The sequence below is a fragment of the Bordetella petrii genome (assembly GCF_020991325.1).
In the GTDB taxonomy this organism is placed as follows: Bacteria; Pseudomonadota; Gammaproteobacteria; order Burkholderiales; family Burkholderiaceae_B; genus Bordetella_A; species Bordetella_A petrii_E.
In genome coordinates this window covers 1-10,249 of record NZ_JAJMLX010000162.1, presented here as the reverse complement: position 1 = coordinate 10,249, position 10,249 = coordinate 1, and the positions used below count along the sequence as shown (strand labels likewise).

Here is a 10,249-nt window from a genome sequence, read left to right as displayed (position 1 = left end):
GCTGGACCAAGTGGCCGCGCCGGCGGCGCCCGCCTGGCAAGGCAGCGCCGGACAGGCGCATGCCGACTACCTGGACTGGACCGGCAGCCCGCGCGAACTGCCCGGCAGCTTCCAGTACGGCCAGGCGCTGGCCTGGCTGCAGGAACGCCTGCCGCGCGACGCCATGGTCTGCAACGGCGCGGGCAACTACGCAGGCTGGCTGCACCGCCACCACCGCTTCCATACCTATGGCACGCAGTTGGCACCCACCAGCGGTTCGATGGGCTATGGCGTGCCGGCGGCCGTGATGGCCAAGCTGCAGTTTCCGCAGCGGCCCGTGCTGGCCTTCGCCGGCGATGGCTGCTTCCTGATGAACGGCCAGGAATTCGCCACCGCCGTACAGTACGACGCCGCCATCATCGTCATCGTGCTGGACAACAGCCAGTACGGCACCATCCGCATGCACCAGGAACGCGACTACCCCGGCCGCGTGGTGGGCACGCAGTTGCGCAACCCCGATTTCGCCGCCATGGCGGTGGCATTCGGGGGCCATGGCGAACGCGTGGAACGCACCGAAGACTTCGCGGCCGCATTTGAACGTGCGGTAGCATCGGGCAAACCCGCTATCCTGCATTGCAAACTGGACCCGCGCGCCCAGTCGCACGCGCGCGATTACGCACCCGCCACCACATGAGCACCCCCCAGCATGTCGTCATCATCGGCGCAGGCGCCGTCGGCGCCGCCACGGCCGTGCAAGCCCTGAACGCCGGGCTGCGCGTCACGCTGGTCGACGCCGGCGAACCCGGCGGGCAGCAGGCGGCCAGTTACGGCAATGCCGGCTGGCTGTCGTCGCATTCCATCCTGCCGCCGGCCGCGCCGGGTGTCTGGAAAAAAGTGCCCTCGTGGCTGAAAGACCCGCTGGGGCCGCTGGCCGTGCGCTGGAACTTCCTGCCGCGCGCCCTGCCCTGGCTGGTACGCTACCTGCGTTCGGCCTGGACCTGGCCGCAGGTGGAAAGCACCGCGCATGCCCTGCGCCAACTGCTGGCCGACGCCCCCGCGCTGCATCAGGCCCTGGCGGCGCAGGCCGGCGTGCCGCAGCTGATCGAACAGCGCGGCCTGCTGCATGCCTTTGTGTCGGAACAGCAGTTCCGCGCCGAAGGCCGCGCCTGGGAAATCCGCCGCCAGGAAGGGATCCAGTGGCAGGAACTGCACGCCGCGGCGCTGCGGGAACGCGAACCCGATCTGCACGAACGCTACACCTTCGGCGTGCTGGTGCCGGAAACCGGCCATTGCCGCAACCCCGGCGCCTATGTCGCTGCGCTGGTCCGGCATGCCGAATCGCTGGGCGCCGATGTGCGCCGCACGCGGGCCACCGGCTTCGACATCCAGGACGGCAAGCTGCGCGCCGTGCGCACGGCCGACGGCGATATCGCCTGCGACAAGGCCGTCATTGCCGCCGGCGTGCGTTCGCGCGATCTGGCCCGCCAGGCCGGCGACCGCGTGCCGCTGGCCGCCGAACGCGGTTACCACGCCGTGATCAGGCAAGCGGAAGCCGGGCCGCGCACGTCCACCATGTTCGCCGACTGCAAGGTAGTGGTGAACGCCATGGAAGGCGGCCTGCGCGTGGCCGGCCAGGTCGAGATCGCGGATATCGATGCCACGCCGAACTGGCAGCGCGCGCATATTCTGCGCAACCTGCTGGTGTCGATCTACCCGGCGCTGCCTGCCGCCCCGGCAAACGAGCGCGTCGATTACTGGATGGGCTCGCGCCCCAGCATGCCCGACGGCCTGCCCTGCATCGGCCCGGCGTCGGCCAGCGCCGACATCGTGCATGCCTATGGCCACGGCCATACCGGCCTGGTCGGATCGGCGCGCACCGGCGAACTGGTGGTGCAACTGATCCAGGGCCAACCCACCACCATCCCCCTGGCCCCGTTCGATCCGCGCCGTTTTCGTTGACACCACTTCCCGAAGGAACCCCGCCATGTCCACGCTTACTGCTTCAAGCCGCATCGCGCGCGGCGGCAAGTCTTTATACGGCGCCCCCCTGGGCATCCTGATGCTGGATGCGCGCTTCCCGCGCATTCTCGGCGACATGGGCAACGGCCAGACCTGGCCGTTCCCGGTGCTGTACCGCGTGGTGCGCGGCGCCAGCCCGGAAAAGGTCGTGCTGCAAGGCGCGCGCGGCACGCTGGACGCCTTCATCGAAGCCGGCCGCGAACTGGTGGACCTGGGCGCCGAAGCCATCACCACCAACTGCGGCTTCCTGGCGCTGTTCCAGAAAGAATTCTCGGACGCCCTGGGCGTGCCGGTGGCCACATCATCCATGATGCAGGTGCCCTGGGTGCAGGCCACCCTGCCGCCTGGCAAGCGGGTCGGCCTGGTCACGGTCAGCGGATCCACGCTGTCGCCCGAGCACCTGGCCGCCGTCAATGTGCCCGCCGACATTCCCGTGGCGGGCACCGAGAATGGCAAGGAATTCTTCCGGGTGCTGATCAAGGCCGAAAAGCACGACATGGATATCGACCTGGCCCAGCAAGATATCCTGGACGCCGGGCTGGGCCTGGTACGGCGCCACCCGGAAGTGGGCGCCATCGTGCTCGAATGTACTAATATGCCTCCTTACGCCGCCGCCCTGCAGGCTGCCACCGGGTTACCCGTCTACGATATTTATTCGATGATCACGTGGTTCCACGCCGGCCTGCGGCCGCGTGCCTTCGGATAGACGCCTAGCCCCCCACAAAGCGGCGCGGCGTCGCCGCCCGCCGCCACACACCCGGGGCGGCCCCGTCAATTCACCGGAGATCCCGTGAGCGCCGCCCCCGACAGCACCGTCGACCGTGTCTACAACCAGCTTCGCTCCATGGCCATCGGCTATGAATTCAAGCCTGGCGAGAAACTCAACGAAGTCGCCCTGGCCAAGCGCCTGGAAGTCAGCCGCACCCCGCTGCGCGAAGCACTGAACCGCCTGGGCATCGAGGGCCTGCTGCGCTTCCAGCCCGGCAAGGGATTCTTCTGCCGCGACCTGGACGTACACGAGATCTTCCATCTGTATGAACTGCGCAAGGTCGTGGAAATTGCCGGCGCGCGGCTGTCCATCGTGCGCGCCCAGGAAGATGACATCCGCAAATTGCTGGATTTCCTGGATGCCACCGGACCCGAGCCCGGCGACCGCAGCGTGGCCGAATTGGTCGACCTGGACGAGACCTTCCATGAAGGCTTACTGGCCATGTCCGGCAATTCCGAAATGATGCGCGTGCTGCAAAACGTCAATGCCCGCATCCGTTTCGTGCGCTGGATCGACATGCGCCTGGGCGACCGCCGCAGCACGCAACTGGAACATCGACAGATTCTGCAGGCGCTGCTGGCGCGCGACGAAGCCGCCTGTGCCGCCCTGCTGGAAAAGCACATCGACCGCCGCCTGGACCAGATCACTTCGGCCATCCGCGAGGGCTACGCCCAGATCTACATGGGCACCCAGGCCCAGGCCGCGGCCTAGGGCCGGCCCGCGCGGGCCTAGCCGTGCCTGCGCAGGCGTCCGGCGTCCGCGGGCATTTCGCCCGCCAGGCTGCCCGCGGCGCCAACCGCAGGCGCACGTATGCCGTCCATCAGCAAGTTGGCAATGAAGGCGGCCTGATCGGCGGTATCCGCGGCATTCTGGTCCAGCATGGCATAGCGTTCCAGAATGCCCACGAAAGCCTGGGAAAACCAGTACGGCGACACATCGCGGCGCAACAGCCCGGCCTGTTGCTCGGTCTTGACCTTCACCGCGATCAGGTCCACCAGCTCTTCCTTGAACGTATTGGCATTGGCCGCCTGCTGGAAACCGATCTTGGTCAGGCTGGGATTGTCCTGCAAGGCGGCCAGCATGCCCTGCACACTGTGGCGCACCCGTTCATTGATGTGGCTGGCGGGCGTATCGTCGGGCAGCTTGGCCTGCTCCACGGCCTTGCGCATGCGCTTGGCGAACAGTTCCACCAGTTCGTCGTATATAGCCTTCTTGCTGCCGAAATACTGATAGAACACCGGTTGCGTCACGGCTGCCTTGGCCGCCACGTCCGACACGCGTGTGCGTTCGTAGCCGTTGCGCGCGAACTCGATACTGGCAATATCCAGCAGACGCTGCCGGGTGCGGGCTCCCTTGGTGGGGGGGCGACGAACTATGGCTGGTTCAGAGGACACGGATAGTCTGGCATGCAATGCAAAATACCTGGGGATGGTACACGCTGATATTGTCCATTCCGCCCGCAAACGCCGTTCCTGGCCTGGGAACCATGTCGGTGTTACACATACATACAAAAAGAGCTTTGACCAATCTATCTACTGGTAGATAAGATACGCCTCATGGTTGGGAAACAAAGCAGTCATCCCGGCCAACGCGCTAGATGGCGCGTTTTTATGACCCAAGTTACCTACCTACGTATAGATAGTTTTACAGAAACCCAACCTTACCAGGAACCCATCATGAAAACCCTTGCTTCCCTGCTGCTGATTTCCGCAACCCTGGCCGGTACCGCCGCCTACGCGCAAGAACCCTCCGGCGAACTGGATTATCCGCCCACCATCAACCAGGCTAGCTCGCTGACGCGTGCCCAGGTCGTGGCCGAACTGCAAGCCGCCAAGGCCGCTGGCCAGGTCACCTTCGGCGAAAGCGAAGAACCCGCCAGCCAAGTAGCCGCCAGCAGCCTCACCCGCGCCCAAGTCCAGGCTGAAGCCGCGGATGCGCGTACCCATGGCCCCGTGGCCTTCGGTGGCGACGGCTATCCCGATACCGGCGCCTGAGACCGCGTTTTATTTTCATCACAAACCTATCTACAACTAGATAGCTTCACACCTACCTAATTCCGGAGCATTGCCATGAAAACCCTCGTATCCGCCGTAATGTTGTCAATGACCATGATGGGTGCCGCCTACGCCGCCGAACCCTCGGGCGAGCTGGATTACCCGCCGGTGCAGAACAGCGCCAGCACGGTGACCCGTGCCCAGGTGCAGGCTGAACTGCAGGCCGCCAAGGCCGCCGGCCAGGTCACTTTCGGTGAAACCGAACAGCCCGCCGTCCACGCCGCCGGCGCGGCGCCCACCCGCGCCGAAGTCCGCGCGGAAGCGCAAGCCGCCCGCAACCAAGGCGACAACGCGTTTGGCGAACTGGACTACCAAGCCAGCTACAGCCTGTCCGACGCCTCGCGCGGCTAAGGACGGCGCATGCATCGCCCCGCGGCGCCGCCCTGCCTGCCGGCATGGCGGCCCGCCTTGTTTCTTCTTTACCCGACAGGAGCCCTTCAGCCCCTTTGATTACCCGGTAGCGTCCCGACCATGAATACAGAAACCACTCGCACCCAGATCTTGCAACACGCCCAGCGCCTGATCCAGGAACGCGGCTGCAACGGTTTCAGCTACCGCGACCTGGCCGGGCTGGTTGGTATCAAGACATCCAGCATCCACTATTACTTTCCGCAGAAAGAAGATCTGCTGCTGGCAGTGGTTCAGCAGTACCAGTCGCGCTGGCGCACTGCAATGCAGACGATAGACGGCGGGCTAAGCGCCGACGCCAAGCTGCGCGCCTACGTCGATGTGCAGCGGCGGGCCTTCTGCGGCACCGAACGCATCTGCCTGGCGGCCGTGCTGGCCGCCGAACTGATGTCCCTGCCCGCCGCCGTGCGGCAGGCCTTGCAGGATTTTTACCGCGCCAATGAAGACTGGCTGGCGCAAGTGCTTGAACAGGGAGCGCGCGAAGGCAGCCTGCGCGTGCCCGGTGACTTGCGCACGGCGGCGAGGTCCATGTTCGCGGCGCTGCAGGGCAGCCTGGTCACGGCCCGGTTGTTCCACAACAGTGAACGCGTGGACGACGTACTGCCCACCACGCTGGGCGTTCCGGTTGCCGCGGCGGCTTGAATCAGGCCGGCACCGCCGCGCACTGCACCGATGCCACCACGTCATGCAGGCGCGCCTGGTTCTGGAACAGGCGCGAACCCATCAGGGCTCCCTGGAAAGCCGCGAACAGGCAACGCCCGCCGGCTTCCGGGCTGCCCGCCCACCGCAGGGTGCCGTCTTGCTGTCCGTCGGCGATCACCTTGGACAGCCATGTTTCGTGCATGCGGAAAAAACCCTGCAGCGACAGGCGGGCGCGATCCGACAACGAGGCGAAATCGGCCGCCAGCATGCCGCACATGCAGACCTGGTCGGCCGGGCCGCCCTCGAACAGCGCGGCGTAGCGGTCCAGCCGTTCCTTGGCCGGCAAGGCGCCGTCTATGCCATGTACCAGGCCGGTGACCGTGGCGGCATAGTTGTCGATGGCCTCGATGAGCAGGTCATCTTTGCAGGGGAAGTAGTAATGGATGCTGGCCGTCTTGACGCCCACCCGGTCGGCCAGGTCGCGGTAACTGAAGCCGTTGTAGCCTCGTTGCCGGATCAGGGCCTGGGCATGGCCCACAAGTTGTTCGCGGGTGGTGGCGGTATTCATGCCGGCATTGTTACCTACTAGTAGATTGGGGGTCAAGACAGGGATTCCCTGCCTCTCGCGAGCCGGGCAGGACCCGGTGACGGCGTATGCTAGCCGATTGCCCGCCCGGCGGGTTTTGTCCCCATATAGGATGTTCCATGCCCGACCAGCCCACCCCCTGGCTTCCCCGCCTGATCGCCATTGCCACGGCGGACGGCCAGGACGACGGCGCGCACGACCTGAACCATTTGCACCGCGTGTGGCAAGTGGCGGCAACCTTGCTGCACAGCCACCCCGAGGCCGATGCGCTGGTGGTGCAGGCCGCCTGCTATCTGCACGACATCGTCAACCTGCCCAAGAACCACCCCGAACGCGCGCAAGCGTCGCGCATGGCAGCCGCCCTGGCCCGCGCCCAGCTGGAACAGGCGGGCTTCCCGCACGGCAAGCTCGACGCGGTGGCGCACGCCATCGAGGCCCACAGTTTCTCTGCCGGCATTACTCCCACCACGATCGAGGCCCGTATCGTGCAGGATGCCGACCGGCTCGACGCGCTGGGCGCGGTGGGCCTGGCGCGGCTGTTCTACACGGCGGGCCGCATGGGTTCGGCCTTCGCCCATCCCGACGATCCGCTGGCGCGCAACCGGCCTTTGGATGATCGCGCCTACGCGCTGGACCACATCGAAGCCAAGCTGGCCACCCTGCCCGCCGCCATGCACACGCAGGCCGCGCGCGGCCTTGCCGAAGCGCGGCTGGACTGGCTGCGCGCCTTCCGCGCGCGCTTTGTGCAGGAATGGGGAGAAGCCGGCTAGCCCGCGCGCCGGCTGGCCGTTCAGCCGGGAAACAACAGGTCGCGGCGTATGCCTGCCACTTCGCGCACGCCGCACAATTGCATGGTGCGCAGCAACTCATCGCGCAGAATGGCCAGGGCCCGCTCGGCGCCGGGCTGGCCCGCGGCCACGGCCCCCCACAATGTGGCCCGGCCCACCAGCACGGCTTGCGCGCCCAGGGCCCGTGCCTTGAGCATGTCGCCGCCGCGCCGCACGCCGCCGTCCACCATCACCGGCACGCGCCCATCCACCGCTCGCACCACCGCAGGCAAGGCATCCAGTGTGGCGGCGGCGCTGTCGAGCTGGCGGCCGCCGTGGTTGGACACCACGATCGCATCGCAGCCCATGGCCACCAGGCGTTCGGCATCATCCGGACGCAAAATGCCTTTCACGATCAATTTGCGCGGCCAGGCATCGCGGATCTGGCGTAGCCGGCCCCAATCGAACGACGGGTCGTAGCTGCGGCCCACCGACGAAGCCAGTCGCGTGGCGCTGGCGGACGGCGCTTCCAGGCCTTTCAGGTTTTCCATGACCGGCAGGCCGCGGCATAGCATGCCCAGCGCCCACGCGGGATGGCAGGCGAAATCGAACAGATTGCGGGCCGTGTAGCGAAACGGAAACGACAGGTGATTGCGCGCGTCGCGCTCGCGCTTGCCGCCCACCGGCAAATCCACCGTAATCATCAAGGCTTCATAGTCCGCGGCCTGCGCCCTGGCAATCAAGGCATCCAGCATGGCGCGATTGCGCAGGATATAGGCCTGGAACCACAGCCGCCCCGGCGCCGCATCGGCAATCTGCTCGATGGAAGCGGTGGCCGACGTGGACAAGGTATATGGCACGCCAGCCGCCGCCGCGGCGCGCGCGATGGCGATATCCCCGCCCCGGCGGCCGTAGCCCACCGCGCCGGTGGGCGCCACGGCCAGGGGCATGGAAGACGCGCCGCCCAGCACCTCGGCCTGCGTCTGCGCCTGGGATACGTCCACCAGCGCGAATGGCGCCAGCCGCAGCCGCGCAAACGCGGCGCGATTGGCGGCCAGCGCCAGTTCGTCTTCCGCGCCTCCGTCGAAAAAATCGAAAATGGCGCGCGGCAGGCGGCGGCGCGCCGCGCGGCGCAAGTCCTCGATGCTCTGGGCATGCGTTGCTGCAGTCATCGCATCGCCTATTGCGCTGTAATGCCCGCCGCCTTGATCACGGCGGCCCAGCGCTTCTGATCTTGCACCAGGAAGTCATGAAACTGCTGCGGCGTATCACCGATGGGCAAGGCGCCCAGGTCCTTCATGCGCGACTGGATCTGCGGCTGCTTCAGCGCATGCACCATGGCCTGGTTCAGCTTCTGCACCACCTCGCCAGGCACGCCGGCCGGGGCCAACAGGCCGACCCAGGTGCCCTGGAAATCGGGAAAGCCCAGGTCTTCCATGGCGGGCACGCCGGGAAAATCAGCGCTGCTTTCCGGGCTGCCCAGGGCCAGCACGCGCAGGCGCCTGGCCTGCACATTCTCGGCCACCCCGACGATGGGATAAAACATGAACGACACGCGTCCGGCCATGACTTCCGTCAGCGCCGGGCCGTTGCCGCGAAACGGCACATGGATCATTTCCAGGCCCGCCGTGGTGCCCATCATGGCCGCGGCAAGGTGGGCCGATCCGCCATTGCCGGCCGAGCCATAGCTGATGCTGTCGGGCTTGGCGCGCGCCTGCTCGATCAGTTGCTTCATCGACTGGATCGGCGAATCGTAGGCCGTGACGGCCACCATGGGCAGCGCGGCCCCGTTGGAAATGGGTGTGAAGTCCTTCAACGGATCATAGCCAGCCTGCTCGCCCAGCAGCAGCCGGTTGACGTTGTGCGACAGCGAGCTGAACAGCACCGTATAGCCATCGGGCGGCGCGCCCGCGACTTCGCGGGTGGCGATCAGCGAGTTGGCGCCGGTCTTGTTCTCAACCACCACCGTCTGGCCCAGGGTCTGACTCATGTCGTGCGCCAGCAGGCGCGCTATCACATCGGTGGGGCCGCCCGCGGCAAAGCCGACGATCATGCGTATCGGCTGGGACGGGTAGCCGTCGGCCGCCGCCGCGATGGCGGGCATTGCCGCCAGGACGAACAGAGCGGCACAAGCCGCCCGGATAATGGGTCTCCTCATGGGTCTCTCCTTATCGGTTGTTGCTGTTATGCAGGTGCCGGGGCACCCGGGGTACAACTTTGGCAATGCGCGCGCCGAACGGCCCGGGCCGCTCCCGCGTCACCCCGCGATCGCATGCTCCAGCACGCCCACGCGCGACACTTCCATGCGCAGGCGGTCGCCCGGCTGCAGATAGCGCGGCGGGTCGCGGAAGGCGCCTATCCCAGCCGGCGTGCCGGTGGCCAGCACATCGCCGGGCTCCAGCGTCATGAAACGCGACACATAGGCGATCAAGCCAGCCACGGGAAACAGCATGTCGGCGGTACTGGCGTCCTGCATCAACTCGTCGTTGACCCAGCTGCGCACCGTCAGCGCCTGCGGGTCGGCGATTTCGTCGGCGGTGACCAGCCACGGCCCCATGGGCGCGAAACCATCCATGCTCTTGGCGAACGTAGTCTGGGCCGGGGAAACATCGAACTGGAACTCGCGCGCGCTCAGGTCGTCCAGCACCGTGTAGCCCGCCACGCAGTCCAGGGCCCCGGCCTGCTCCACGTTGCGCGCGGGCCGGCCTATTACCACCGCCAGTTCGGCCTCGAAATCCAGCTTGGCCACCCCCGCCGGCCTGGGCACCGCGCATCCCGGCGCGCACACGCTGGACGGCAGCTTGCTGACGATGCGCGGCTGTTCGAAGGGGTCGACCCCGGTTTCCTTGGCATGGTCGGCATAGTTGCGCCCCACCGCCACGATCTTGCCCGGGCGCGGTACCGGCGCCAGCAGGTCCACGTATTCCAGCCTGGGGGCGTCCAGGGCGGGGGCCTGTCCGTCCAGGTGCCGGAGCAGCGCGGCCAAGGCCCGCGGGCCGCCCTGCAGCAGCCGCAGCATGCCGTG

At 66.9% G+C, this 10,249-nt stretch carries 13 protein-coding genes; 8 read left to right on the top strand and 5 right to left on the bottom strand.

Annotated elements, in window-relative coordinates:
* The 4 genes from LPZ50_RS16000 to LPZ50_RS15985 form a co-directional block, all read left to right on the top strand.
* On the top strand, positions 1 to 673 hold a 673-nt coding region (locus tag LPZ50_RS16000; RefSeq protein ID WP_230662512.1), incomplete at its 5' end, for a thiamine pyrophosphate-dependent enzyme.
* Positions 670 to 1,938 (top strand): NAD(P)/FAD-dependent oxidoreductase, encoded by a 1,269-nt coding sequence (locus LPZ50_RS15995; RefSeq protein ID WP_230662510.1) that lies wholly within the window; start codon positions 670 to 672, stop codon positions 1,936 to 1,938. The genes LPZ50_RS16000 and LPZ50_RS15995, both read left to right, overlap by 4 nt.
* 25 nt (positions 1,939 to 1,963) lie before the next feature.
* On the top strand, positions 1,964 to 2,704 hold the full coding sequence (locus tag LPZ50_RS15990; RefSeq protein WP_230662509.1) for an aspartate/glutamate racemase family protein: 741 nt from the start codon (positions 1,964 to 1,966) through the stop codon (positions 2,702 to 2,704).
* 84 nt (positions 2,705 to 2,788) lie between these two features.
* On the top strand, positions 2,789 to 3,478 hold the full coding sequence (locus tag LPZ50_RS15985; RefSeq protein WP_230662507.1) for a GntR family transcriptional regulator: 690 nt from the start codon (positions 2,789 to 2,791) through the stop codon (positions 3,476 to 3,478).
* Between the two features lie 17 nt (positions 3,479 to 3,495).
* Here LPZ50_RS15985 and LPZ50_RS15980 read toward each other — a convergent pair whose 3' ends face one another.
* A complete protein-coding gene (locus tag LPZ50_RS15980; protein ID WP_230662505.1) occupies positions 3,496 to 4,161 on the bottom strand; it encodes a TetR/AcrR family transcriptional regulator in 666 nt (221 codons plus the stop codon).
* A gap of 282 nt (positions 4,162 to 4,443) precedes the next feature.
* On the opposite strand from LPZ50_RS15980, the gene LPZ50_RS15975 reads away from it, so the two are divergent.
* The 3 genes from LPZ50_RS15975 to LPZ50_RS15965 all read left to right on the top strand — a co-directional run bounded on the left by LPZ50_RS15975 (position 4,444) and on the right by LPZ50_RS15965 (position 5,871).
* Positions 4,444 to 4,761: a DUF4148 domain-containing protein gene (locus LPZ50_RS15975; RefSeq protein ID WP_230662503.1), complete on the top strand. Its 318-nt coding sequence runs from the start codon at positions 4,444 to 4,446 to the stop codon at positions 4,759 to 4,761.
* A gap of 75 nt (positions 4,762 to 4,836) precedes the next feature.
* Entirely contained in the window at positions 4,837 to 5,172 is a 336-nt protein-coding gene (locus LPZ50_RS15970) for a DUF4148 domain-containing protein (protein WP_230662501.1), read from the top strand.
* Between the two features lie 120 nt (positions 5,173 to 5,292).
* Positions 5,293 to 5,871 (top strand): TetR/AcrR family transcriptional regulator, encoded by a 579-nt coding sequence (locus tag LPZ50_RS15965; RefSeq protein ID WP_230662499.1) that lies wholly within the window; start codon positions 5,293 to 5,295, stop codon positions 5,869 to 5,871.
* 1 nt (position 5,872) lies between these two features.
* Here LPZ50_RS15965 and LPZ50_RS15960 read toward each other — a convergent pair whose 3' ends face one another.
* On the bottom strand, positions 5,873 to 6,439 hold the full coding sequence (locus LPZ50_RS15960; protein ID WP_230662497.1) for a TetR/AcrR family transcriptional regulator: 567 nt from the start codon (positions 6,437 to 6,439) through the stop codon (positions 5,873 to 5,875).
* Between the two features lie 137 nt (positions 6,440 to 6,576).
* Between LPZ50_RS15960 and LPZ50_RS15955 the strand changes: the two genes are divergently transcribed.
* Positions 6,577 to 7,227: an HD domain-containing protein gene (locus tag LPZ50_RS15955; protein WP_230662495.1), complete on the top strand. Its 651-nt coding sequence runs from the start codon at positions 6,577 to 6,579 to the stop codon at positions 7,225 to 7,227.
* Positions 7,228 to 7,247: 20 nt separating this feature from the next.
* On the opposite strand, the gene LPZ50_RS15950 is transcribed toward LPZ50_RS15955, so the two are convergent.
* From LPZ50_RS15950 to LPZ50_RS15940, 3 genes are all read right to left on the bottom strand, one after another.
* A complete protein-coding gene (locus tag LPZ50_RS15950) occupies positions 7,248 to 8,396 on the bottom strand; it encodes an alpha-hydroxy acid oxidase (RefSeq protein ID WP_230662493.1) in 1,149 nt (382 codons plus the stop codon).
* An 8-nt stretch (positions 8,397 to 8,404) separates the two neighbouring features.
* Positions 8,405 to 9,382, bottom strand: coding sequence for a Bug family tripartite tricarboxylate transporter substrate binding protein (locus LPZ50_RS15945; protein WP_230662491.1), 978 nt, complete (start codon positions 9,380 to 9,382; stop codon positions 8,405 to 8,407).
* A 99-nt stretch (positions 9,383 to 9,481) separates the two neighbouring features.
* Positions 9,482 to 10,249 (bottom strand): fumarylacetoacetate hydrolase family protein (locus LPZ50_RS15940; RefSeq protein WP_230662489.1); only part of this gene is annotated, 768 nt, incomplete at its 5' end.

Excerpts from the sequence above, each read along its gene's own strand:
- LPZ50_RS15995 (WP_230662510.1), top strand. The coding sequence starts at position 670 with ATGAGCACCCCCCAGCATGTCGTCATCATCGGCGCAGGCGCCGTCGGC.
- LPZ50_RS15990 (WP_230662509.1), top strand. The coding sequence starts at position 1,964 with ATGTCCACGCTTACTGCTTCAAGCCGCATCGCGCGCGGCGGCAAGTCT.
- LPZ50_RS15975 (WP_230662503.1), top strand. The coding sequence starts at position 4,444 with ATGAAAACCCTTGCTTCCCTGCTGCTGATTTCCGCAACCCTGGCCGGT.
- LPZ50_RS15970 (WP_230662501.1), top strand. The coding sequence starts at position 4,837 with ATGAAAACCCTCGTATCCGCCGTAATGTTGTCAATGACCATGATGGGT.
- LPZ50_RS15965 (WP_230662499.1), top strand. The coding sequence starts at position 5,293 with ATGAATACAGAAACCACTCGCACCCAGATCTTGCAACACGCCCAGCGC.
- LPZ50_RS15960 (WP_230662497.1), bottom strand. The coding sequence starts at position 6,439 with ATGAATACCGCCACCACCCGCGAACAACTTGTGGGCCATGCCCAGGCC.
- LPZ50_RS15955 (WP_230662495.1), top strand. The coding sequence starts at position 6,577 with ATGCCCGACCAGCCCACCCCCTGGCTTCCCCGCCTGATCGCCATTGCC.
- LPZ50_RS15950 (WP_230662493.1), bottom strand. The coding sequence starts at position 8,396 with ATGACTGCAGCAACGCATGCCCAGAGCATCGAGGACTTGCGCCGCGCG.
- LPZ50_RS15945 (WP_230662491.1), bottom strand. The coding sequence starts at position 9,382 with ATGAGGAGACCCATTATCCGGGCGGCTTGTGCCGCTCTGTTCGTCCTG.